23 protein-coding genes and 1 pseudogene are annotated in these 23,348 nt (G+C 69.1%); 9 read left to right on the top strand and 15 right to left on the bottom strand.

From position 1 onward, the window contains the following. The first annotated feature begins 150 nt into the window (after window positions 1–150). A pseudogene (locus ME121_RS33010) lies at window positions 151–458 on the top strand (response regulator). A 32-nt stretch (window positions 459–490) separates the two neighbouring features. Here ME121_RS33010 and ME121_RS00850 read toward each other — a convergent pair. The 4 genes from ME121_RS00850 to ME121_RS00835 form a co-directional block, all read right to left on the bottom strand. Continuing rightward, complete coding sequence (locus ME121_RS00850; RefSeq protein WP_059407981.1) at window positions 491–700, bottom strand: hypothetical protein; 210 nt, start codon at window positions 698–700, stop codon at window positions 491–493. 61 nt (window positions 701–761) lie between these two features. Further along, a complete protein-coding gene (locus ME121_RS00845; protein ID WP_059407979.1) occupies window positions 762–2,987 on the bottom strand; it encodes a CHASE3 domain-containing protein in 2,226 nt (741 codons plus the stop codon). Window positions 2,988–3,139: 152 nt separating this feature from the next. Further along, a complete protein-coding gene (locus tag ME121_RS00840) occupies window positions 3,140–4,975 on the bottom strand; it encodes a cation:proton antiporter (RefSeq protein ID WP_059407977.1) in 1,836 nt (611 codons plus the stop codon). A gap of 484 nt (window positions 4,976–5,459) precedes the next feature. Continuing rightward, a complete protein-coding gene (locus ME121_RS00835) occupies window positions 5,460–5,927 on the bottom strand; it encodes a DUF3597 domain-containing protein (RefSeq protein WP_059407975.1) in 468 nt (155 codons plus the stop codon). A gap of 248 nt (window positions 5,928–6,175) precedes the next feature. Here ME121_RS00835 and ME121_RS00830 point away from each other — a divergent pair, with 248 nt between their 5' ends. Further along, on the top strand, window positions 6,176–7,015 hold the full coding sequence (locus ME121_RS00830; RefSeq protein WP_408902549.1) for a PAS domain-containing protein: 840 nt from the start codon (window positions 6,176–6,178) through the stop codon (window positions 7,013–7,015). Between the two features lie 153 nt (window positions 7,016–7,168). Here the strand turns inward: ME121_RS00830 and ME121_RS00825 are convergent, their stop codons facing one another. Continuing rightward, window positions 7,169–7,618, bottom strand: a complete 450-nt coding sequence (locus tag ME121_RS00825) for a low affinity iron permease family protein (RefSeq protein WP_059407973.1) — start codon at window positions 7,616–7,618, stop codon at window positions 7,169–7,171. A 186-nt stretch (window positions 7,619–7,804) separates the two neighbouring features. Beyond that, window positions 7,805–9,337 carry a sensor domain-containing diguanylate cyclase gene (locus tag ME121_RS00820; protein ID WP_059407971.1) on the bottom strand — a complete coding sequence of 511 codons (1,533 nt, stop codon included), beginning with the start codon at window positions 9,335–9,337 and terminating at the stop codon, window positions 7,805–7,807. A gap of 231 nt (window positions 9,338–9,568) precedes the next feature. Here ME121_RS00820 and ME121_RS00815 point away from each other — a divergent pair, with 231 nt between their 5' ends. Together ME121_RS00815 and ME121_RS33005 are read left to right on the top strand one after the other, a co-directional pair. Continuing rightward, window positions 9,569–9,814 carry a hypothetical protein gene (locus ME121_RS00815; protein ID WP_059407968.1) on the top strand — a complete coding sequence of 82 codons (246 nt, stop codon included), beginning with the start codon at window positions 9,569–9,571 and terminating at the stop codon, window positions 9,812–9,814. A gap of 20 nt (window positions 9,815–9,834) precedes the next feature. Next, a complete protein-coding gene (locus tag ME121_RS33005; RefSeq protein WP_179239955.1) occupies window positions 9,835–9,984 on the top strand; it encodes a hypothetical protein in 150 nt (49 codons plus the stop codon). A gap of 283 nt (window positions 9,985–10,267) precedes the next feature. Here the strand turns inward: ME121_RS33005 and ME121_RS00810 are convergent, their stop codons facing one another. Beyond that, window positions 10,268–10,672 (bottom strand): CsbD family protein, encoded by a 405-nt coding sequence (locus tag ME121_RS00810; RefSeq protein ID WP_059408278.1) that lies wholly within the window; start codon window positions 10,670–10,672, stop codon window positions 10,268–10,270. A 189-nt stretch (window positions 10,673–10,861) separates the two neighbouring features. Between ME121_RS00810 and ME121_RS00805 the strand changes: the two genes are divergently transcribed. From ME121_RS00805 to ME121_RS00795, 3 genes are all read left to right on the top strand, one after another. Then, window positions 10,862–11,341: a hypothetical protein gene (locus ME121_RS00805; protein WP_491892813.1), complete on the top strand. Its 480-nt coding sequence runs from the start codon at window positions 10,862–10,864 to the stop codon at window positions 11,339–11,341. Beyond that, complete coding sequence (locus ME121_RS00800) at window positions 11,338–11,754, top strand: hypothetical protein (protein WP_059407964.1); 417 nt, start codon at window positions 11,338–11,340, stop codon at window positions 11,752–11,754. The genes ME121_RS00805 and ME121_RS00800 overlap by 4 nt, the downstream gene beginning before the upstream one ends. Before the next feature lie 360 nt (window positions 11,755–12,114). Beyond that, window positions 12,115–12,882, top strand: coding sequence for an alpha/beta hydrolase (locus ME121_RS00795; RefSeq protein WP_245337787.1), 768 nt, complete (start codon window positions 12,115–12,117; stop codon window positions 12,880–12,882). Window positions 12,883–13,105: 223 nt separating this feature from the next. Here the strand turns inward: ME121_RS00795 and ME121_RS00790 are convergent, their stop codons facing one another. The 5 genes from ME121_RS00790 to ME121_RS00770 all read right to left on the bottom strand — a co-directional run bounded on the left by ME121_RS00790 (window position 13,106) and on the right by ME121_RS00770 (window position 17,759). Then, window positions 13,106–13,327: a hypothetical protein gene (locus tag ME121_RS00790; protein WP_491892812.1), complete on the bottom strand. Its 222-nt coding sequence runs from the start codon at window positions 13,325–13,327 to the stop codon at window positions 13,106–13,108. Between the two features lie 220 nt (window positions 13,328–13,547). Further along, window positions 13,548–14,093 (bottom strand): YciE/YciF ferroxidase family protein, encoded by a 546-nt coding sequence (locus tag ME121_RS00785; protein ID WP_059407960.1) that lies wholly within the window; start codon window positions 14,091–14,093, stop codon window positions 13,548–13,550. A gap of 144 nt (window positions 14,094–14,237) precedes the next feature. After that, entirely contained in the window at window positions 14,238–14,615 is a 378-nt protein-coding gene (locus ME121_RS00780) for a response regulator (RefSeq protein ID WP_059407958.1), read from the bottom strand. Between the two features lie 74 nt (window positions 14,616–14,689). Further along, a complete protein-coding gene (locus ME121_RS00775) occupies window positions 14,690–16,927 on the bottom strand; it encodes a PAS domain S-box protein (RefSeq protein ID WP_059407955.1) in 2,238 nt (745 codons plus the stop codon). Between the two features lie 40 nt (window positions 16,928–16,967). Continuing rightward, window positions 16,968–17,759 (bottom strand): Crp/Fnr family transcriptional regulator, encoded by a 792-nt coding sequence (locus tag ME121_RS00770; RefSeq protein WP_059407953.1) that lies wholly within the window; start codon window positions 17,757–17,759, stop codon window positions 16,968–16,970. 217 nt (window positions 17,760–17,976) lie between these two features. On the opposite strand from ME121_RS00770, the gene ME121_RS00765 reads away from it, so the two are divergent. Next, entirely contained in the window at window positions 17,977–18,249 is a 273-nt protein-coding gene (locus tag ME121_RS00765; protein ID WP_059407951.1) for a DUF6894 family protein, read from the top strand. A 129-nt stretch (window positions 18,250–18,378) separates the two neighbouring features. Here ME121_RS00765 and ME121_RS33000 read toward each other — a convergent pair whose 3' ends face one another. The 3 genes from ME121_RS33000 to ME121_RS00755 all read right to left on the bottom strand — a co-directional run bounded on the left by ME121_RS33000 (window position 18,379) and on the right by ME121_RS00755 (window position 22,471). After that, window positions 18,379–18,690, bottom strand: a complete 312-nt coding sequence (locus tag ME121_RS33000) for a hypothetical protein (RefSeq protein ID WP_143739254.1) — start codon at window positions 18,688–18,690, stop codon at window positions 18,379–18,381. Between the two features lie 1,688 nt (window positions 18,691–20,378). Continuing rightward, a complete protein-coding gene (locus tag ME121_RS00760) occupies window positions 20,379–21,044 on the bottom strand; it encodes a response regulator (protein ID WP_012317342.1) in 666 nt (221 codons plus the stop codon). Further along, entirely contained in the window at window positions 21,041–22,471 is a 1,431-nt protein-coding gene (locus tag ME121_RS00755) for a HAMP domain-containing sensor histidine kinase (protein ID WP_059407949.1), read from the bottom strand. Before ME121_RS00755 ends, ME121_RS00760 begins: the two co-directional genes overlap by 4 nt. A 265-nt stretch (window positions 22,472–22,736) precedes the next feature. Between ME121_RS00755 and ME121_RS00750 the strand changes: the two genes are divergently transcribed. After that, a complete protein-coding gene (locus ME121_RS00750; protein WP_012317344.1) occupies window positions 22,737–23,216 on the top strand; it encodes a cupin domain-containing protein in 480 nt (159 codons plus the stop codon). Window positions 23,217–23,348: the final 132 nt, after the last annotated feature.

The raw sequence follows: 23,348 nt of genomic DNA, 5'->3' as shown, positions 1-23,348 counted from the left end.
GGTTACGCAATCTGCCGCCAAGCTGAAACACACCGCCCGACCCGCCCGTCACGGAGCGCCCCATCTCACCCTGGCCATTTCCGGATGTGACACCGAACGACCACCGCACGCCCTGCCGTACTCGTCGTGGAAGATGAACCGATCATCCGCATGGTCGCGGTCGACATGCTGGAGGAGGCCGGCTTCGACGTCATGGAGGCGCACACGGCCGACGAGGCTTGGGGGATGCTTGAGCGCGAGCCGCAAGTCGACCTGCTGTTTACCGACATCGACATGCCGGGCACGCTGGACGTGCTGGCGCTCGCCGGGCGCGTAGCCGAGCGCTGGCCGCACATCCGGCTCCTCGTGACCTCGGGACGGTTCGCACTTCGGGACGAGGACCTGCCCGACGACAGCGCTTCCTGCCCAAGCCCTACAGGCAGTCCCAGCTCCTCGACGCCGTCCGGGCGTTGCCGTGACGGACGTGTCCCCCGCCTGCCCGGCGAGCGCCCTACGTTCCGCGTTCGGCCTCTGCCCTCGCCAAATGGGCCTCGTGCTGGCGCTGGAGGTCCTCGAAGGTGGCGAGCAGGGCCTCGGCCTCCGCGACGGGAAGGTTCTTCGCCCTCAGGCGGTCGACCAGCGCCTTCTGCCGGGCGACGTTCATGCCGCCCTCCCGGACGTGTCGCCTGACCATTGCGAGCTCGGTTTTCTCGGCGACCATCGGGCCATCATAGCCTGCGGACCGGTGACGCGTCCCGCGCTTGCAGGTGCGCCGGTCCGCTTCAGGTATCCCGCTTCGGCCTGAGCTCCACCACCTTGCCGGAGCCTTCCGGAGCGGTGATTGGGGCTCCGAGGACCTCCGCGACCTTTCGAGCGAGTTGCTCGCGCTTGAACGGCTTTCCGATGAGCTGGACGCCGTCGTCGAGGCGGCCGTGGTGCACGATGGAGTTCTCGGTGTAGCCGGACATGAAGAGCACCTTCACCTCGGGGCGCACCATGCGGACCCGTTCGGAGAGTTCGCGTCCCCGCACCTTTCCCGGCAGCACCACGTCGGTGAGCAGCAGGTCGACGGAGGCCGTGTTCGCCCCGAACACCAGCAGGGCCTCCTCGCCGTCGGCCGCCTCCAGCACGCGGTAGCCGAGGTCGGTGAGGATCGCGCAGGCGATCTCGCGCACCGCCGCCTCGTCCTCGACGACCAGGACCGTGCCCGTGCCACGCGGCAGTTCGACGGGCGCGCCGATGCGCGGGGCCGCGGCGACCGCCCCGACAGCGCGCGGCAGGTAGATCTTCACCGTCGTGCCCTCGCCGGGCTCCGAGTAGACCTTCACGTGCCCGCCGGATTGCTTGACGAAGCCGAACACCATGGCGAGGCCGAGCCCGGTGCCCTTGCCGTCGGGCTTGGTCGTGAAGAACGGCTCGAAGACGCGCGCGACGACCTCCGGCGTCATGCCGTGGCCGGTGTCGGAGACAGCCACCAGGGCGTAGTCGCCGGGAACGACTTCGGCGTGGTCGCGCGCATACTCCTCGTCCAGCACCTTGTTGCCGAGCTCGATGGTGAGCCTGCCGCCGCCCGGCATGGCGTCGCGCGCGTTCAGCGCCAGGTTCAGGACCGCGGCTTCCAGCTGCGCCGGGTCGGCCATCGCGGGCCACAGGCCCGCGGTCTCGACGTAGCGCACCTCGATGTGCTCGCCGAGCGTCCGTCGGAGCAGCGGGATCAGGTCCGGCATGGTCGCGGCGAGGTCGATGGCGGCCGGCGCCAGCGGCTGCTTGCGCGCGAAGGCGAGAAGTTGCCCGGTCAGGGTCGCGCCGCGTTGCGCCGCCCACGCCGCGCGCTCGATCCGCTGTTGCAGCCTGGCGTCGTCCGTCAGCTTGGCGCGGACGAACTCCAGGTTCCCGAGGATGACCTGGAGCAGGTTGTTGAAGTCGTGCGCGATGCCCCCGGTCAGCTGCCCGATGGCCTGCATCTTCTGGGCTTCCCGGAGCACGCCCTCGGCCTGGGCGCGCTTGGTCATGTCCGAGATGGTGAGCACGAAGCCGCCATCCGGCATCGGCGTGCGGCGGATCTCCAGGTGGTGCCCGTCGGCGCGCTCCCGCTCGTAGGTGACCGCCTCGCGCGGGTTTCGTCTCCCGTGCCGGATCTGGTCCTCGGTCTCAAGGGAGGGTCGGTCGGGCTCGCTCGTGTGCTCGACGAAGGCGGAGTAGGTCGTGCCCGGGCGCAGCATGGCCTTGGGCAGGTCAAGCAGGACCACGAAGCACTCGTTCCAGCTCGCGAGCGTGCGGTCGGGCCCGAACACCGCGACGCCCTGGCTCAGGCTGTCGAGGGTGGTGCGCAGGCGCAGCGCCAGCGCCCGCTGCTCGGCCTCGGTCTCGTAGGAGCGGGACCAGGCCTGATTGAGGAGGCGGGCGGCCCAGAGCAGGGTCAGGACGGCGAGCGCCGAGCCGGCGACGACCAACCAGCGGACCCAAGCGGCGCGGGCGTCATTCTGGGCGAGGCGCACATCGAGCAATCGCTGCTCGTCGGTGAGCATGGCGGCGAGCACGGTTTCCGCCGCGCGCATGTGGCCCCGACCCTCGTCGGTGTTGACGATGCGCAAGGCGGCCTCAAGGCCGCCGTCGCGGCGGGCCTGCACGGTCTGCGCGAGTTCCTCCAGCTTGTGCTGGACAGCCGGCGAGAGGGCGCGCAGGCGCCCCTGCTGGGCGGGGTTGTCGGCGGTCAGCTTCTGGAGCTCGCCTTGGAGCAGGCCGAGACGGTCGCGGGCGGCGTGGTAGGGGCCCAGGTACTCGTCGCGGCCGGTGAGGAGATAGCCGCGCTGTCCGCGCTCCGCGTCGCGCAGCGCGATGGCGAGGTCCTTCATCGTGGAGAGCACGGCGTAGCTGTGCTGCGACCATTCGCGGGCGTCGCGCGAGGCGTTGAGCCGCTCCCAACTGAAAACCCCGATCACGCTGAGGAAGACGAGTGGGACGACGAGGACGAGGACGTTGGCGCGCCTGACGAGATATTGGCTCATGCTCACCGTGTCCGTGCCGTGCCCACCGACGGCCGCGGTGACGTCGCCGATGCACGTGGCTTCAGGGATTCGGTCGCGGCGGCCAAGTGGGCAGGCCCGGGCGATGCGGCACGATTGCGGGTGAATTGCGGACGTCGGGCGCGTTGGACCGGCTAGCCGGTGAGTGCATCGGCGCGGGACCGAGCATCGGACGCCGGCCGGGTGTCCCTGCAGGGCGCCGACAGCAGGACCAGCCTGTCACCCTGCTCCGGTTCGCCGAGCTCGTGCTCAGGCGACAGGAAGTCGAGGCGGCCGCCGGACCGGATGACCAGTAGACACGGGTTGGCCAGAACATCCCCTGCGCCGGCGGGCGCGACCGAGAAGCGCCAGCCGGCGCCATGCCGTTCGGCTAGGGTTTCGAAGTCCAGACCCCCGTCCGAGAGCACCTTGCCGCGCAGGTCCCGGCTCACGCCGGTCTCGGCGTGCAGGAGGTGGTCGGCCGAGGGCGCCAGCTGGTACACCCGCTCCCGCCCGAGCTCGGGGCCGAGCCGGGTGCAGACCAGGGCGTTGTAGAGCTCGTCCCGGGTCGCCGCGAGCAGGTAATCCGGCGGCTGATCGGCCAAGCCCTCCTCCGCGTGGCGCGAGAGGAGCTCGGCCTGCAGCGTCGGCACGCCCGCGGACCGGGCCGCGCGCAGGGCTCCGGGATAGGTGTCGACAAGAAGCACCGGAACGCCGGCCTGGTGGAGCGTCACGGCGAGGTCGCTCGACCAGGGCGAGGCGCCCACGATGGCTAGGCGCTCCGCGTCGGCCGCGACCGAGAGCCCAAGCCGACGCGCGAGCGGCGCAAGCGAGAAGCCGTGGGCGAACACCGTCGCGACGATGACGGCGAACACCGTCGGCTGGATCAGGTCGCCGCCGGCGTAGCCCGCCTCGCTCAGCCTCGGGCCGGCCAGTCCGGCGACCGCCGCCGCCACGATGCCGCGCGGGCCGATCCAGCCGACGAACAGGCGCTCGCGCCACGTCAGGTCGCTGCGCCAGGTCGCCAGCCAGATCGACGCCGGTCGCACCACGAACAGCGTCGCGGCCGTCAACGCCAGGATCGGCAAGGACAACTTGCCGAGGACCGCGAGGTTCAGGTCGGCCGTGAGGACGACGAACAGGCAGGAGACCAGGAGGACGACGAGGGCTTCCTTGAACCGCCGCAGCTCCCCGATGCCGGGGACGTGGAGGTTGGCCAGCGCGATGCCGAACACGGTCGCGCCGATCAGCCCGGCCTCGTGCATCAGGAGGTTCGGCACGGCATGGGCGACGAGGGCGAGCGCCAGGAGCACGGGCGTCTTCAGGGTCTCGGAGACGAGATCCCGTCTGAAGGCCCAGGCGACCAGAAATGCAAAGCCGACACCCAGGATGGCTGCTGCCGCCGCTCCCTCGGCAAGGTGCAGCGCTAGGTCGGTCGCGGCTTGTTCGCCCGACCGGTGACCCGAGCCGACCAGGATCTCGATGACGATGGCGGTCAGAATGGCTCCGACCGGATCGTTGACGATGGCCTCCCACTTCAGGAACGCGGCCGAGCGCCGCTCCAGGCGAGCATGGCGCAGCAGCGGCAGGATGACGGTCGGACCGGTCACCACCAGAATCGCGCCGAACACGGCCGCCGGTCCCCAGAGCATGCCGCCGATGAGGTGGGCGGCGAGCGTGCCCAACACGAAGTTGATGGGCAAAGCGATAGCCGTGAGCCGGAGCACGCCCGCGCCGGCGGCCCTGAGCTCGCGGAAGTCGAGGGCGAGGCCGCCTTCGAACACGACGACGGCCACGGCGAGGCCGATCAAGGGGCGAAGGTTTGCACCGAAAGCCTCGGAGGGATGAAGCAGCCCAAGCACGGGGCCGACGAGGAATCCCAGTCCCAGCAGGAGGACGATGGCCGGGACGCGGAACCGGGCGGCAAGGACCTGCGCAGTGACCCCGCCGGCGACGATGCACAGCACCGCCGTCGCCACACCTTGTTCCATACGCAACGCTCCGGGAATGCGCCGGTCGCGACCGACCCGGTACAACGCTCCCGGACGGTAAGGGTCCCGTGCTTCTTACGACTCGGGCCACGCCGGCCGGCTCGGTGCCCGCGTGGCATCGGGAATTGGCGGTGCAAAATCGCGAGGCCCATGCGGCAATCGCTCGGAAATCGCGGTGAGACGCCGCGGACGACGACCTAAGGCGGCGACGTGCGCGCTCCGTTGGCGTCCTCGTGGTGGCGAGCCGGCAGCGCCTCGACGCCGCGCGGGACTCCTACTTGCTCTTGTCGCCTGTCTTGCCGAGCTCGGCCTGGGCCGACGACGAGGTCCGCGGGTTGGATTTGCCCTCGTGACTGCCTTCGCGTTCGCCTTCTTGGCCGTCGCGCCGCTGTGGCCCTTCTTCTCGGTCATGCTCGACTTCGTCGGTCGGTGACCGGGAAGTCCCCGGCCACCCCACGGTTCCCTATGTCGGCTTCCGAGCCGGTCATGCGTGCCTGAGGTCGTCCGGCACCTTGCCGCCGTTCTCGGCGAGTTTCTGCACCACCTGCTTGTGCAGCCAGACGTTCATCGTGGCCGAGTCCTCCTTGTCGCCTGTGTAGTGCAACTCGTCGGCGAGCTGCTTGCGCGCCTGCAGGATGCTGTCGAGGTCGAGCAGCTTCAGGAGGTCGACGATGGAGCGCTTGTAGTCGAGGGTCTGGCCCTTCTCGGAGGCGAGGTCGGCGAGGACCCGGCCCACGTCGACGCTTGCCTGACCGGCGCCTGAAGGACCGGCCGCGACCGGGGACGGGGCGCCGCTCATCGAAGGCGCAGCGGCGCTGCTGGCCGAGCCGGTCGGCCCGTCCGAGCCCTGCGCCGCTGCCGACACGCTCGGCGCCTCTGAGGCGTGCGGGGTCGCCGCCTGGGCGCTCGCGCCGCCGAAGATCTTTGATATGATCGATCCGAAGATGCTCATGGGTTCCTCCGTAGTCCTGGGCCCTTGCCCGCGGCGAGCGCTCGACAACGGGATGGGAGCAGGGCGTTCCGGATCGAGGTTGCCGGCGTCACGCGGCCCTGGGCGCAGGGGTTGCGGCGACGGGGCGCGGGATGAGCGTCTGTCGCCGAACGCCCGGTCGGCAACCGGCGGAACCCCACAAGTTAATGTGCAGCCTCGCGGCACCGGCGCCAACTCGGGGCGCGGCCTTGGAGGTGCGTGAGGATGCGATGGTGGCGTTGCCCGAGATGGAAGTGTTCAAGGCCGGGGTCGAGGTGGCTGGCGAGGCCATCCTCATCACCTCGGCCGAACTCGACGAGCCGGGCCCTCACATCGAACACGCCAACCCCGCCTTCACCCGCATGACCGGCTACGAGGCGCATGAGGTTCTGGGCCGTCCGCCGCGCCTCCTCCAAGGGCCCCGCACGGAGCGGGCCGTGCTGAACCGGCTGCGCGCCTCTCTCGAAGCCGGCGAGTGCGCCCAGGGCGAGGCGCTCAACTACCGCAAGGACGGCACGACCTACATGGTCGAGTGGCTGATCACGCCTATGCGAGACACGGACGGCCGCATCACGCGCTGGGTCTCGGCGCCGCGAGACATAACCGAGCGGCGCGCGGCCGAGGACCGCCAGAACCTATTGGTGCGCGAGCTCCACCATCGGGTAAAGAATACGCTCGCCACCGTGCAGGCCGTGCTCAATGCCAGCCTGCGCTCGTCGCTCGGTCTGGCCGAATTCCGGCAAGCGTTCACGGGACGCATCGCCTCGCTCGCCCAGACGCACGCGCTGATCACGGACGACCGCGCCCAGGCGGATCTCGTTCGAGGGGCTCCTGTCGACGGAGCTCCGCGCCTACGACGAGCCCGGACGGACGCGCGTCTTCCTGAGCGGGCCACCGGTCGTGCTCGCGTCGGAGCTGGCGGTCCCGGTCGGCATGGCTCTGCACGAGATGGCCACGAACGCCATCCGCCACGGTGCGCTCGGCGACCCGGATGGGCGCCTGGAGGTGAGATGGTCGGTCGAGGACGGTCCCGACGGCCGGTTGCTCCACTGGACCTGGAACGAGCATGACGGGCCACCCGTCGCGTTGCCGACCCGCGAGGGCTTCGGCTCGCGGCTCCTCAAACGCGTGTTGAACCTCCAGGTCGGCGCCAAGGTCGATATCGCCTTCGACCCGGACGGTTTGAGGGTCGCCGTTGCCATCCCTCTGCCCGGGCCTAGGGTCTAGCCGCCTCCCGCCTCGGCCGCGGCACGAGCAGCCTTCTCATGGGCGCGGGCCTCGGCGGCGTCGGCGGCCTCCCGGGCGTCGTCCAGGCGCTCGGCCCGGGCGCGCGTCTCGCAGCGCCGCCGAAGCTCGTCGAGTTCCTCCTCGGTGAGGTTCTCGATGCCGATGTAGCGGTTCTGGGCCGCGCTCGACCGGATGAGCTCGTCGAGCTTGGCCTGGATGGCCGCCCCGTCCCGGTTCTGCGAGTTCTGGATCAGGAACACCATCAGAAAGGTCACGATGGTGGTGCCCGTGTTGATGACGAGCTCCCAGGTGTCGGAGAAGTGGAAGTACGGCCCGCTCGCCGCCCACACGACGATTGAGGCCGCCCCGAGCGCGAAGGCGAGCGGGTGCCCGGCCCACTTGGCCACCTTGCCTGCGAAGGTCGTGAAGACGCGTGAGGCCGACATAACCGGAACCCTGCGCCGGCTTTCGGCCGAGCTCGGCATCCGGAACGCCGAAGGTTCGATCCGGGATCCTCGCCGCGCGGCCAGGGCAAGCCTGCCCGGATCGCGAATCTCAGCCTCTCCTCCCGCTTCTGTCGCGAAGGCGTCCCGGGTCGCCGCCCTCGGAAAGCCTCTTCCGCCGATCTCGGGTCAGGAGCCGACCAGACGAAGCGCTTCGACCGGCGCCGCGGTTCGACGGGCACCTCCGGCGCGGCAGGTTCGGTTGCGGCCGCTTTCCTTGGCGGCGTAGAGCGCCGCGTCGGCATCGCGGTAGAGACCGCCGCCGTCAACGTCGTCGCCGAAGCCGCTCGCCAAGCCGATGCTCACCGTGACGGCCCCGGCGCCGATACCGGCCGAAGCAACTGAGAGGGTCGCGACGCCTTCATGCACCTTGTCCGCGACGCGCAGCGCCCCGGCCCCGTCCGTCTCGGGCAGGAGGATGACGAACTCCTCGCCGCCGACCCGCGCCACAAGGTCCTCAGGCCTGTGCACGCTCTTCGAGAGGCAGCGGGCGAGCCCCTTGAGCACCTCGTCCCCGACCGCATGGCCGTAGCGGTCGTTGCAGCGCTTGAAGTGGTCGGCATCGACGACGAGCAGCGACAGCGGCTTGCCCGTTCGCCCGGCCTCCCTCCAGGCGCGCTCGAACACCTGCTCGAAGCGGCGCCGGTTCGGCAGCCCGGTGAGGACGTCGGTCAGGGAGAGCCGGGCGAGTTCCGCCTGCAGCGCGTCCCGCCGGCGCAGGTCTCGCCCGTACAGGAGCGACAGGAATACGGTCACGCCGCACAGGACCAGGACCGTCGCGCCGAGGACGGCGGCCTTGGCGCGCCAGCCGGCCTCGATGTCGGCAGTCGCGAGGGCGACGTTGAGCACGAGCGGCAGGTCGCCGACCTGGGAGAAGGCGTAGTGCCGCTCGACGCCGTCGCGCGCCGAGGTGCCCACGAAGGTGCCGCTGCGCTCGCGGACAAACCGCTCGAAGTTCGGCGTCCCGGCGATGCTCGCGCCGATGTCGGCCTCGGCGTAGGGGTGGCGCATCACGCGGCTGCCGTCGCGCAGATAGAGGTTGATCGCACCCTCCGGCCCGAGGCCGATCTGGTCGAACAGGCGGCTGAAGTAGCTGAGCCTCAGGGTGGCCAGAACGATGCCGCCGAAGGAGCCGTCCGCCTTGTCGATGCGGCGGCTGAGCACGATCATGCGGTCCCCGGTCAGCCGGGAGACGAGCGGCCGGCTGATGTAGAGCCCGAGGCCGGCGCTCGCCCGGTGCGCCTGGAAGTAGTCCCGGTCCTTGTAGTTCACCTTGCGGGCGGGGACCTGGGCAGCCTCTACGACGCTGTCGCCGTCCGCGTCGAGCACGAACATGGCGCCTAGATCGCGGGCCGTCGCGGCCCTGTCGAACAGGATGAGCTGGCGCATCTCGGGCGTGGCCTCGGCCACGCCGGGTGCCTTCAGGTTGTCTACGACGGCGTGCAGCGTCAGGTCGACGATCTCGACGTTCCTGGCGATGTCGCGCTCGATGACCTGAAGCAGGTTCCTCGACGTTTGCTCGGCCTTGTCCCAGGCGTCCCGCCGCAGGTCGAGCAGCATCAGCCCCGAAACCGTGAGCATCCCGATGGGGGCGAGCACGCCCGTCGCGATCCAGGTGCGGGCGGAACGCAGCCGTCGCGCATGACGGAGCGGAAAGGCCATCGGGGCGTCCCCCAAGCGTTGTCGTTGCCTGTTTTATGGCTGTCGGATGCCTTACGCGGCGTTTTCGTCGGAGGTTGTCCCTGAACGGTTCGAGAGATCATCCTTAATGCCCCGTTGATGTGGCCGGGAGCGCCCCCGGGCGCCAGGGGCGGCGCCGTCTACGTAGGCGTCCGCCGGCAACGCGGCGACTCCCCTCGCGTTGTCGGTTGCGTCGCCCCCTTCGGAGACCCCATGCTGAACCCCTTCTGTGCCGCGTTCCTGCTTGCCGTGGAGGCGCAGAGAGTCATCGAGTTGCGGCTGGTGCGCATCGCCTGGGGCGGCGCTGACGCGCAGGCCGAGATAGTATCCATGGTCGGCGAGAAGGTCGTCGCCGCGATGGAGGCCGCCAATACCTTGATGACGGGTGGATCCCACGATCAGGTTGTCGCGCGCTACCGGGAGTTGGTCGCCGCCAACACCCGCCGCCTCATGGCCTGAGCCGTCGGACGCACGGGATCATGGTCAAGCCGGTCGAGTGCCGCATCGTCTACATGCCCGACGGACTATTCGCGGTCATCGCGGTGCTCGCCTCCGGCAAGGTCTTCCAACGCGTGGGCTTGGGACCCTGGCCGAGGTCGAGGAGAGCGTGGCCATCCTTCGCGATCTGATGGCCGCGTGCGGGACCCGGGTCACGGTCGCGAGGGGCGCCGGCTTCGGGTCACTTGCCGACCGGTCGCGACAATCGGCGGCCGTGCGCTCTTTGCACTGACGCGCCGATGGGTGGAAGAGCCACCCATCGGCGATGCACGGCAGCCGTTACGCCATATCCGCATGCTTCAGCCCGGCTCGGCGGTTCGCGCGGCTACGGGTGCCCGAAGCGTCGGGCACTCCGGGCTCCGTCGGCGGCACGCCCGAAGCATGAGCCTGGCGAGCGATGGCCGCCCCTAAGTCTCAGTCCCGCCCGTGGATGAGCAGGCTGAGCAGGTATCCCACGCCGAGCGCTGCCAGAAGCGCGACCAGCGGTGTCTCGCCCACGTGGCCCCGGACGGCCTCGTTGCCGCGTCGGTAGGCTTCGCTGCCGCGCCGATAGACCTCGTCACTGTCCGGCAGCCTCTCGCGGCCGGCCCGCAGGGCCTCGCGCGCGATGTCGCCCGCCTGCCCGGCGGCTTGGCTCGCCTGGCCCGCGAGGTCGCTGGCCACGTCCTTCGCCTGCCCGACCAGGTTCTCGACGGTGCCGCGCAGCTCGGTCGCCTGCCCCTCCGCCTTGGTCTGCCTGTCGCCGGTCAAGTCGCCTACGGCGCCCTCGACCCGGCCCGCCACTTTCCTGACCTCGCCGGTCACACGCTTCTCGTCCATGGCTTCCTCCATCGGCGCGATGCGCCATCGGCGGCTCAACGCGGCAGGGGCCCGTTCGGACCACCGCGGCTCGGGCGGCGGATTGCGGAACCCACTCGGCGGCTTGCCGTTTCCGACGGGCCTGCCGTCCGCTCGCGTGGAGGAGCCTCACTCATGCCGGACCACTCTGGGGACCCTGCGGCCGCTGCCTTGGAGCACGACCCGGCGCCGGGCGTCGGCCTCGCCGGGGCCATCCGAGAGCAGGTCCAGCGCTACGCCGCGAACCGGAAGCAGGACGCGGTTAGGGCTGTGTCGGACGTCGCTGCGGGCATCCACGAGGCGGGCGCGGCCTTCACCGATGCGCCGCGCCTGAAGGCGTTCTTCGACAACGCGGCGGAGGGCGTCGAGGAGCTCTCCGGGGATATCGGACGTCGCACGGTCGGCGAGCTCTACGACGGGGTCGAGGCCGCCGTCCGACGCAGGCCCGGTGTCGCCCTGGCCGCCGCGGCGTTGGCCGGCTTCGCGCTCCTCCGCTTCCGCGCTTCGGCCGGTTCCGCGGTCGCACGCGGTGGTCCCTGTCGACGTCCTGCCCGTCCCGGACATCGGGGGCCGTCCGTGAGCGAACCCGCCCGGCGAAGCGTTGCGAGGCTGGCTGGCGAAGCAGTCATCACGGAGCGCGTGAACGGATGAGCAAGTCGGCAGACGCGTTGGAGTACGATGTCGAGGCGGCCCGGGGCAGGCTGGAGACCACGCTCGCCGACCTCTCGGCCCGCTTCAATCGGTCGAGCCTGGCCGAGGACCTGATCGGGATCCGCGACCCGGGCGGCATCACCCCGACGACCGAGCACCTGGCCGCGACGGTGCGAACGAACCCGCTTCCCGTGCTCCTCATCGGTGCGGGTTTCGCCTTCCTCGCCTACGAGGTCGTGCGGCAGGCCGGTGAGCGACGGCGGCTCCGCATCCTCTCCGACGAGGCGATGCACAGGTCCGTGGACGGGGCGTCGCCCGGCGACCATCCGGACCGTCTTGAGGAAAAACTCGACGAGGCGCTCGAAGAGACTTTCCCGGGCAGCGACCCCGTCTCGGTGAAGATCACGAAGTAGTCGTTCGGATCCTCCAACCGACCCCAGCGTCGCGGCCGCGCGCTGCAGGCCTCGCGCGCGCCCGTGCGGCCGAACGACGGTGTAGGCGTCATTCCCGGCTGAGCGGAATGGACCGAATCTGACGTGGGATCGATGGCGAGGTGCCCGGCGCCCAGCGTCCGCTCCGACATGGGATTTGCTTGGCAGGGACTTCTGTCAGGAAGTGTCATGCCGCTTGACCGCCGTACGCTCCTCGCCGCCGCCGCGACTACCATCGCCGGTACCTCCCGCGCCGAGCCCGTGCCCGAACGCCTCCGGCTCTGGCCAGGAACCCCGCCCGGCGGCGGTGGCCCGACGGGACCGCTCCACGAGAGGGACGGGGTGATCACGAACGTCGCCGAACCCTTCATGGAAACGTTCGTACCGGCCCGGCCGAACGGCACCACGATGCTGGTCGCGGTGGGCGGTGGCCTGTCGGGCATCAGCCAAGCTTCGGAGGCCTACCCGGCGGCGCGCTGGCTGACGGATCTGGGCGTCACGGCATTCGTGCTGACCTACCGCCTCCCGCGGGAGGGATGGCGCGATCCCACCCCGGCGCCGTTGCAAGACGGTCAGCGGGCCATGCGGACGGTGCGCGCCGCGGCGGCCCGCTACCGCCTCGATCCAAGGCGCGTCGGCGTGCTCGGCTTCTCGGCGGGGGGCTACGTCCTCGGGATGGTCGCGGTTCGCGGCGAGACCCGCTCGTACGCCCCTGTCGACGCCATCGACGACCAGTCGGCCCGCCCGGATTGCGTCGTGCTGGCTTACCCTGTCGCGACCCTGGACGCGCCCTCGGATCGGACTGCGACCGCCCGTGCCGAATTGGGCGATCACGCGACCCGTGAGACGCGCGATGCTTTGTCGGTGGATAGCCAAGTGCGCACGGGCGACCCGCCGATGTTCGTCGTGCAGGCCGGGGACGACGCGACCGTAAGCCCCGAGAACGCGAGCCTGCTCGAAGCGCGCTGCCGGGCTCAAGGTGTGCCGGTTGAGGTGCATCGGTTCGGGACCGGCGGTCACGGCTTCGGCATGGGCCGACAGGGGACCCCGACGACGGATTGGCCGAACCTATGCCGCGCATGGCTGGCCAGGCAGGGTTTCGTGCGCTGAACTGCCAGGCGGGGTTGCCGAAGAATGGCTAGGGTGGATGCTCGGACGTGGCGCTACTCATCGAGCCTGCAAACCGGCTCAACCGGTGACCTTCATTCGTAAAGGAGCATCAACCGGCACAGGCATCGTACGGACAACACCCTCAAGCCGTATCACGGGGGCGGCAACTTCGATCTCAAGGGATTTGGGTTAGGAACGCGCCACGCCAGCAGATCGATTCCGCTCAGCCGTCAGCGCTGGGTCCTGAGGCCTCCGTATTATCGGGCTGAGCTAACATGTGTTCGAGAAGAGCGAGCGTAGCGCGCATCTCCAAGCCGCGGACGCGGTACTCCCGGCCCACGCACCGCATCTCGTCGGCGAGGACGTGCTGGCCATCCCGTTCGCACCAGTAGGCCGCCCCGGCCATGTCACGCGCGTAATCCTCAAGTTCGAGGATGTCGTTCATCGTCTGGTACATCAGCCGTCGGAGCTGGCGCCGCATCCGTCATCCGCGTTTGAGTGAAGTGTAGCAGATGGCAATGCCATGTCTCTGGACAAGACGGAGACGAATGCCCCTTGCTCGGGAGGGGATTGTGCTACGTGCGCACCGCATTGAGCAACGCCACCCGCAGGGGAGAGGACGCCGAGAGGCGCCCACCCAAGTTCGGCAGACGATTTGGTTTGATTCAGGCGGTCTTGCGGCCGCTTTTGCCCTTGGCGGGGCCCTCCTCGGCCTCTTCCCCTGAGCCCTCGACGTTGATGCGCTCGGCAATCTGCGAGAGGAGCTGATCGGTCTTCTTCTCCTCTTGCAGGGTCTCGTCGAGCAGCTTGGCGGCATCCTCGTAGCCGAGTTGGTACGCCCAGGTCTTCAGCGTGCCGTAGCGGGCGATCTCGTAGTGCTCGACCGCCTGCGCGCAGCCTGCCAGCACGGCATCCGCGGCCGGCGTGCCGCCGAAGTCCTCCAGGTCCTCCTCCATCTCGGAGGTCAGGCCCTGCATCGCCTCACAGGTTTTAGCACGGGCCGGCTTGCCGATGATCTCGAACACCTGCTGCAGGCGCTCAACTTGGTTGGCACTCTCCTCAGCGTGGGTTTCGAACGCTTGGCGCAGCTCCTCGTGCTCGGCGGCCTTGGCAGACTTCTTCAGCGCGCGTACGGATTGCTTCTCCGCGTAGTACACGTCCTTGAGGGTCTCGTAGAACGCGTCCTGCAAGGTTTTCTGCTTGGTGGCCATCTAATCCCATCTCCCTGTTGTCGAATATCCCGGCCGCGGGAGTGGTCTCACCGGGGCCAGCCTCAGAGGAACGTTGTTCCGTATGGCTGGGTCCAAGCTTTATCGTGGGGGAAGCTGCAAAGTTTCGGGAACCGTACGCACCGCTCAGCCCGCGCGCAGCTCGCGAACGACCTCGTGAACCAGGGCGGGCGAGTACGGCTTGTCTATGAACCGAGCCTTGGCGGGCAGGTCGCCGGGTAACGGCTTGGCCGCGCCTGAGCAGACGATGATGGTGATCCCTGGCCAGCGTAGGGCAACCTCGCGGGCCAAGCCAAAGCCATCGAGGCGACCAGGCATGTTCACGTCGGTGAACAGCAAGTCGACGCCATCCTTGTCTTCCAGGAAGCGCAGCGCGTCGTCGGCGCTCGCCACCTCCAGCACCGTGAACCCAGCATCGCTCAGCGTGTCCGCGGCCTCCATGCGAAGGAGGAACTCATCCTCGGCGACCAGGGCGACGGCGGGCGGCGGGGTGGTCTGATCCATGTTAGTCCAATCGTGGAGGCGGGCGGATGGTTTCAGCGCTGGTGGGCACGACCTGCCGGCGCAGGATGCCGCCACTAGGCCGCGACGGCCTCGCGCGGCTCCTGCATCGAGGCGAGTGGCGCCTCCAAACGGCATACGAGACCCGTCGGCGCGTATGTCAGCCTTACCTCGCCGCCGACCTCGGACGCGAAGCTGCGCTCGATCAGCCGCGAGCCGAACCCCCGACCGGTGGGTTGGCTCAGGATCGGCGGCCCGCCCTGCTCGGTCCAGGTCAGGCAGAACCGCGGCTGCTCGCCCTCGTGCACGACGTGCCAGCGCAGGTCGACCGCGCCATTTGCGGTCGAGAGCGCCCCATACTTGGCGGCGTTGGTGGCGAGCTCGTGCAGCGCCAGCGCCAGGGACAAGGCCGGCTTGGCACCCAGCAGCACGTTGGGTCCGTTCACCCGGATCCGGGACGCGTCCGCCTGCCGGTGGACGCTGAGGGCGCCCTCAACCACGTCGACTATCGGCGCGGCGGTCCAGCTCGCCTGGGTCAGGATGTCGTGCGCCCTCCCGAGCGAGATCAGGCGCGCGGAGAACGCCTCGCGCGCCTCGTCGATGTCCGTGGCGCCGCGCAAGGTCTGGCTGGCAATCGCCTGGACCATCGCCAGCGTGTTCTTGACCCGGTGCTGCAACTCGGCGGTGAGCAGGCGCTGGTGCTCCTCGGCCTTCTTGCGCTCCGTGATGTCGAGCATGGCGCCGATCATCCGCACCGCCTTGCCACCCTCGTCACGCAGGACGTAGCCGCGGTCGAGGATGTCCGCATGGGAGCCGTCGGCCCGCAGGAAGCGATACTCCTCGGTCCAGTTCTCGGTCGCCCCGTCGATGGCCGCGTGGATGCTGGTCTTGATGCGTTCACGGTCGTCCGGATGGATGCGCGAAGTCCACCATTTGCCGCTCGGGCCGACCTCCTCGGGCGCGTAGCCGAACAGCGTCCGCACCGCATCGTTCCAGCGGATGTGGTCGGTGTGCAGGTTCCAGTCCCAGATCGCGTCGTTGGTCGCGCGAGCCGCCAGACGGTAGCGCTCCTCGGTCTCCCGCAGCGTCTGCTCGGCCTGCCGGCTCTCGGTGATGTCGCGGACCGTGCCGATGAAGCGTACGGGCCGTCCCTGCTCGAAGAAGGCCTGTCCCTTGGCCGAGATCCAGCGCTCCACGCCGTCGGTCAAGCCGATGGTGCGGTACGCAATATCGTAGGTGCCGTCACCTGCGGGATCGAGGGTGGCCTTGACCGCTTGGTCGACCCAGTCCCGGTCGCCGGGATGCAGGCCGGCCAGGAACACCTCGTAGCCGACCTCCGAGTCTGGCGGCAGCCCGAACAGGGCGCACACGCGGGCGTCCCAGCCTAGGTCGCCCGTAACCAGGTCGTAGTCGAAGATGCCGATGTCGGTGGCCGCGACCGCCAGGTGCAGTTGGTCCTGAACCTTGTGCAGCGTCGCGTCGTCCGCCCGCTGCTTGGTACGGTCGCGCAGGATCTTGAGGAAGCCCTGCGTCGTGCCGCGCTCGTCCCTCAGCGGCATCATCTCGCCGTTGGCCCAGAACCGCTCCCCGCCCTTGCGCAGGTGCCAGCGCTCGTCGGGGGCGCTGCCGTCACGAAGGGCCAGCGCCATCTCCGTCTCGGGCCGCCCTGCCATGCGGTCTTCCGGCGTGAAGATCACATGGGCTGGGTCGCCCAGGATCTCGTCCTCCCGCCAGCCGAGGACGCGTTCGGCTCCGGCGTTCCAGCGCGTCACATGGCCGTTCCGGTCCATCGCGATGATGGCGTAGTCGGTCGCGCTGCCGAGGATGCGTTCCTGCAGCAATTTCTGGTCGCGGTACCGCTGCCCGGCTCGCCGGAGCTCAAGGAGCGTCACGACCTGGCGGCCCAAGCCACAAAGGCACTCTCCCTGCGCCTCGGTCAGGCCTTCCGGCCGCGGCGCTGGGTCGAGCAGGCAGAGGGTGCCCAGGACTTCGCCCTGCGCAGTCTTCAACGGAACGGCCGCGTAAAATCGCGCACCGGCTTCGGCGCGAGCCAGCGGGCCGTCGCGATACGCCCGGTCCAGCCGCAGGTCGGGCACGACGAGCAGCCGTTCCGGCACAGGCACCTCGGCACACGCGACCGGCGGGAGCCGTCGACTCGCCTCCGCGACGGTGTAGGAGGCGTGCACCTGAGGGATTCCGGCATCGTGCAGGCAGATTGCCGCCTGCGCCGTCCGGCACAGTTCGGCGGCCAGGCGCGCGGCATCTTCGAAGCTTTGCTTCGGGACGTTGTTGAGCGGATCGTCGGACCAGGGCACGGCTACCGGACCTTCAAGCGAAATCCCTCTTGTTCAGTGTTCAGACGGCCTGGCACAGCGGTTTCCCGGAGGCCGGCAGCGGGCGGAGCGATACCAGCGTGCCGCCGGCGTTGTAGACGGCGCCCAGCACGGCCTCGAAGTGCCGTTTGACCGCCCCGTGGCACTCGCATGCCGACGCCTCCACGGCTTGCCGACTGACGATGATGATGCGCCCGCGCCGGACCTGGATCAGGCCCTGCTGCTGCAGCGTCCTCAGCGCGCGCGACAGATAGGAGCGCTGCACGCCCAGGAGTTCGGCCAGCACCTCGTGGGTGATCGGGAGGACGTTGCCGCCGAGCCGGTCCTGAAGGCCGAGCAGCCAGCGCGCGCAACGCGCCTCGATGGTGTGGCTGGCGTTACAGGCCACGGATTGCAGCACCTGGGCGAGCAGGCAGTCGGAGTAGCGGGTGATCAGGTTGCGCAGGCCGGGCGAGGCCTGCTTGATCTTCTGCAGCACCGCCGCCTCGATGCGTAGGACCGAACCGGGGATCTGCACGACGGCACGGCTGAACGCCGGTAGAGAGCCTTGGCTGACCACGCCGCCGATTGCGCCCTCGTGGCCGACCGTGGCGGTCTCGACCGCGCGTCCGTCCTGCAGGCCGATGACGAGGGCGGCCACGCACTGCCCGAGCGGGAACGCGATGTGGCCGACGTCCTCACCGGCCTCGAACAGCGCCTCGCCGCGTCCGTACGCTTTCAGTTCCAGATGCGGTTTCAAGAGTGCCTGATCGGGCAGGCGCAGTGCGCTGAGGAGCAGGTTGCCGCTGAGCAGTGCGTCGACGTCGGGTAGCATGTGGGTAGCGGCAGTTCGGTCCAGATCGGCTTGCGTGCAAGCGTTATCGCAACGCTTGCCCCGCTGTCTGGTCACAAGTGCTCATATCCGGGCAAGGGCGGCGCATTCCGTAGGCTTGCCCGACCGGCGCGTGCGCGAAATCCAACATATGCAACTTTGGGCGAGCGAGGGGTTTCTAGGTACGAAACCGCTTGCGTCACAGAGCCCGCGCAGTCCGATGCCCCGCTATTTCCTAGACTTCCAGGACGGCCCGGTTTGGCTGGAGGATGAGGAAGGCCAGGAATACGATAGCCTGCGTGAAGCGCGTGACGCTGCCATCGCCGCCTTGCCCGACATCGGCCGCGAAGGACCGCCGAGCGACGGCAAGCGCACCTTCGTGGCCTTCGTCCGCGACGAGATGGGCAGCGAGCGATGCACCGTGCGCCTGAACCTGGACGCGGAGTGCCACCCCGAGCCCGATCTACGAGCCGTCGACGGCCGCAATGGCTGAGGGCGCCGTCGGCCGGACGCAGCCATGGTCGCCTCGCGCGTTTTCGATAGTCGCGGCAGCTTGCGGGCGGCCAACCGTGGCTAAGGACGCCGGCCTTCCGATGCCCCTCGCTCCGAGGTGTTCAGGGCTTCACTCCGCCCGCCCTCGATAGACTGCGAGCGGGTCGTCTACCCAGTCGAACAGCGGCAGCTCGCGCGGCCGCGTCGTCTCTTGTACCGAGCTCGCTTCAAGAAGACGGTGCCTGACGGACTTCATCGTTAGGCTCGCCACCCTCTCTCCTAGCACTGCCTCCGTGCAAGCATGCGGTATCTCCGCAAAGCTCGCCTGCCCGGCACGGATGATGGCGATAATCTCCGCCCGCGTGAGCGGGACTTCCCTTTTCTTGTTCACGAACGACCTCCAGATGAGGCCGGACCGGATCGCCTGTGGCTTGATCGTCACGCGCCGCCATGCGATCACCGCCGCAGACCTGAGCGCGGCGAGCTGAAACGGCCTCGACGACCGACGGCGTCGGGGCTGGACCCGCCCCGGACCAGTGTTTCGACCCGCGGTCCCTGATTTCATGATCTCGATGAAGGAAGAAGGCAGGGAGCTCGACGACCGCCTCGCAAACGCTCCCAGCTCTCCGCAGACCCCGTCCGACGTGGGCGGCGCCCTGCCCGTCGAAAGCGGAGAGCATTCCTGCGCGCGGCAATTCCCGTGAGTGGATGCCCGATCAGGCCGCGAAACCGAAAAGGTTTCGTCCCAGCCAACGGTCCTGGCTCACGCCCGCCACGGGGATCATCATGTTCGCAGAGGGGCGCGCGGTCACGGGCGCCCCTCTGCGGAGGCCACCGGCTTCAAGCACATCCCGGGGCGTGAGAACAGGCTTCCCTGACAATCGGGACAAGCTCTCTTGAGTGCGTACCATTGGCAGGGCCTCTAATCGGGACAGGCTTTCCTGATAGTCTGCCTCGGCTGTCCCAGCCGTCCGGCTCGCCTCGTCCCGAGGCGGCTTCCTCGTGCGTGCCGGGCCGCCGTCCAGATCATCGTGGAGCGGACGATCCGACCACGTGAGGACCGCAGCGACGGTTCGGCGAAGCCAGCCGAGCCGACCGCCAAGGCGCCTTCGCGGGACTGACCGATCAGGGCGCTCGACCGTATGGCCGCCCCCGGCGTTGGGGGCCGGTAAAGTCCTCGCGGCTGATCCGAAAAGAAAGTACGGCAACCCGAAGGGCATGGCCCGGTCCGCAGATCACGATAAGGATGCGGTCTGGACCCATCGACCCAATGATCGGGCCGGCATCGGGTTTGATGCCGACCTCTTTTTCCAAGGGTTAGAACAGGCATTCACGCCTGGGCATGACGGGTCTAGGGAGCGAGGCGGAATACGTTCCCTGCAGATCGAGATAAACTTTAATGAGACCGCCCCTCCGGGAGTAACAGAAATCGAGACAAATTCTCACGTTAGCTTGCGCCAAGGCGGGTTGTCGGATCTGCTGCGGACTGTGCTGCGCAGACTCTTTTCCCGAACCAGGCTGTGGTGCAGCCGCCTCAATTCGAAAAACTGTGCCGGCGTGACGGTGAGACGAGGGCAATCTGTTATCCTCCGAGCCATCGAGGAAGCCGCAGTCGGTCGAGAACGCGGAAACGCAAAGCTGAGCGGACGTGAGATGCAGTTTGCGAACAGGGTCAAACTTCTCTGTAAGCACGGATCTGTAAGGACAGAGTTCCGTGTGCTTTAGGTCAAACTCGTTTGAGAGCACTCCCTGTGGGGTCCCTCAAATTAGGACAAGCTTTGCCGAGAAATGACATGCATGAGGCCGCAGCCTCCGCGTCCGGCTTCGGTCCGAACTGCGGCGCGAACCGGGAGCACACCTCCGTCGCTGCGCGAAATCGGAGCCGGGATCGGCGCGAACCGGGTCTGACGATCCGTTAACGCCGTCGCCGAACCGGGGACGGCGCCGAGGGCCGGCGACGGACACTTTGGCGACGGACACTTCGGCGACGGGCCGCGTGTTCGCGTCACGCGTCTATGTCAGGGAAGTGTGCCGCCGCCGGCGAGCAGTCGATCAGCCCGTGCTGACTTCTGCGCCGCAGGGCACCGCGCGCCGTCCGCGTGGAGCTCCGGAGCGGCGCGGTCGCGAGACCTAGATCGCTCCGACGACCGAGAACGGATCGATCAGGCCGCACCGGATGCAGTAGTAGACGAGTTCCACGTCCGAGCTGACGCCGAGCTTCGATTTGATGGCGTAGTGGTAGTTCGCGACGGTCTTCGGCGAGAGGCTGAGATCGACAGCGATCGCATCCGTGTGCCGCGCATCGAGGATCATCCGCAGGATCTCGAACTCCCGCGGCGACAGGAGGTCGATCGGGGACGGCTGCTCCTCCAGCCGACTCGCGGCCAGCAGGTGTGAGATCTCGGCGCACAGGGTCAGCTTGTTGTTGAACACGCTGCGCACGGCGTCGATCAGGAGCTCCGAAGCGCTGCTCTTCGTGATGTAGCCGCGGGCGCCGGCGCGTATGGCCTGGAGCGCGTAGCTGACGGCGGCATGCACGCTGAACACGAGGATGCGCGCGTCCGGATCCACCTGCCGAATCTGACGGATGGCGTCGATCCCGCCGCGGCCGGGCATGCTGATGTCCATGATGACGACGTCCGGCTCCGCGGCCCGGTAGGTACGGTAGGCCTCCGCGCCGTCCCGGGCTTCGGCGGCGACCTCCATATCGGGCTGTCGTTCCAGGAGCCGCCGGTATCCCTCCCGTACGACGGCGTGATCGTCGACGAGCATCACCCGTATGCGCCGTCCGGTCATGACACCTCCCTGGCCGCGAGCGCGGCGCGAAAGCGGACCCGCAGGCGAAACCCGCCGCCCGGGGACGTTTCCGTCACGATCTGCCCGCCGAGCGCGTGGACGCGGTCGCGCATGCCGAGCAGGCCGAGACCGGGACGCGGGCGCTCCAGCACCTCCGCGGGCGCGCCGCTCCCGTCGTCGGCGAAGTCCAGCCGGACGTCCGCACCGCCGTCGGTCTCCACGACGTTCAGCGCGATCGCCACGTTGCGCGCCGCCGCGTGGCGGACGGCGTTGGTGAGGCCTTCCTGGACGATCCGGTAGACATGGGCCGCCGCCTCTGAGGGCAGGCGGTCGACCTGCGCGTCGGCCCGCAGCGCGACTTGGATCCGGCCGCCGGCCCGCTGCGCCTGCGCGGCGATCAGGCTGCGGAGCGCGATCCGCAGCCCGAGATCGTCGATCTCCGGCGGCCGCAGCGAGGCCAGGGTGATCCGGAGCGCCCGCACCGCGTCCGATGCCATGCTCGCGAGTTCGGCGCTCTCGGTCGAGACCGAAGGCGCCGCGGAGCGCGCGCCGTCCTGGATCGAGCGGGCGAGGAGACTCAGGGCCGTCAGCCTCTGCGCCACGTCGTCGTGCAGTTCGAGCGACAGCCACCGGCGCTCTTGCTCCTGGGCATCGATCAGCCGGCGGGCGAGCTCGGCGCGCTCCCGTGTGGCCAGCTGGAGATGGCCGGCAAGCGCGTTGAACACCGTCGCAATGCGCCGGAGCTCGCGCAGGCGGAAGCTCGGCAGACGCCACGCGAGGTCGCCCTGCGCGACGCGGTCGATACCGACAAGGATCTCATTGGCGGGACGCAGGGCGTGCGCGACCGCGCCGTAGACCAGCACGCACAGGACGACCGTCATGGCCGCGAGCGCGCCGGAGACCTGCTTCAGCACGATCCAGGCCGAACCGACGACGGCGTGCGGATCGATGTCCGCCTCCACGATCCCTCTCCGCGAGCCCTGATGCTCGAGCGGCAGACGGACGGTGGATCCGGCGAAGAAGAGGGACCTGTAGAGCGTCGCGAACCAGTCGGGTGCCGCGAGCGCGTGCGGCTCGACGCCGACGCAGCTCGACCGTGTCGGGCCGGTCTCCGCCGGGATCAGCTGCACGCACTGACCGGGTTGCAGGGCGTACCGGGTGACGATCTCCCAGTCCGGAAAGCGTACGGGAATGTCGGCGGCCCGCTCGATGCGCAGGAGCTGCAGGCGAAGTTGCTTGTGCACTTCGCCGGCCGTCTCGGCGTTTCGCTGCCTGGTCTTCGCCGCGACGTCGTGCATGGCGTACGCGGCCGCTCCGGCGGCGCAGAGGATGGCGATCAGCGCGATCCGGCCGACGAGAGCCCATTTGAGATCCAGCTCGCGCGCGTCCCAGGCGGCCAGGACGTGCTTGAGGCTGAAGGTCGTCACCCGTGTCCTCCCGAGAGGCCGAGGGTTATCGAGCTTGCGACCGTCTTGGAAGGGTCCGCGCTGAAGTCGTGCGATTTGCCCAGGTCAACGCGGGCGTTCTGCCGTAGCGGGTCCGATGGCGCGCGGCCTACAGAACTCGACCTGACGAGAGCGTCGCCGGAACGGGCACCAGCTCGGCGTCAGCGAACAGGTTCATCCCGGACCACACCCTCCCGCCGGCTGCCCTGCAGGCGGCTCCACCCACGCGCCGATCTGGAGACCGTCGATGCGTCTGCGCCGAAGCTGCTGTCTCGTCTTCCTTCTCGCGGGCCTCGCGCCGCACGCACGCGCGGGCGAGATGATCATGGTCACCGGTGACGACGCCGTTCGGTGGCGCGCCGCGCCGCCGTCCCTGCCGAAGGGCAGCGAGATCAGCATCATCGCGGGCGATCCCGACAGACCCGGCCCCTTCACGCTCAGACTCCGGTTCCCGCCGGATTACGTCATCGCGCCGCACACGCACGCGACCGACGAGAGCGTGACCTTGCTATCTGGCAATCTCGTCCACGACATGGGGGAGACCATCGACGCGAGCCGCGGCCAGCGGCTTCAGCAGGGCGCCTTCCTGCATCTGCCCGCCCGTATGCCCCACGCCCTCTGGACGACGCACGAACCGGCCGTGATCCAAGTCTCCGGAACAGGGCCTTTCGGCCTCGACTACGTCAATCCTTCGGACGATCCGAGGAAGACGCGCCCGGACAGATGATCGTCCGCGACGCTGCCATCCTCACGTGACAGGCGCCACACACCATCGCCGTTGCGAACCCTGCTGCCGCCGCAGCCCCCGGACGGGCGCCCGCCTCGACGCTCGGGAGCGGCCGATGCTCGGGCCACCGGC

The organism is Methylobacterium sp. ME121, assembly GCF_000974725.1.
In the GTDB taxonomy this organism is placed as follows: domain Bacteria; phylum Pseudomonadota; class Alphaproteobacteria; order Rhizobiales; family Beijerinckiaceae; genus Methylobacterium; species Methylobacterium radiotolerans.
Note: the sequence above shows the minus strand (reverse complement) of the source record. Positions and strands in the feature narration are given on the sequence as shown.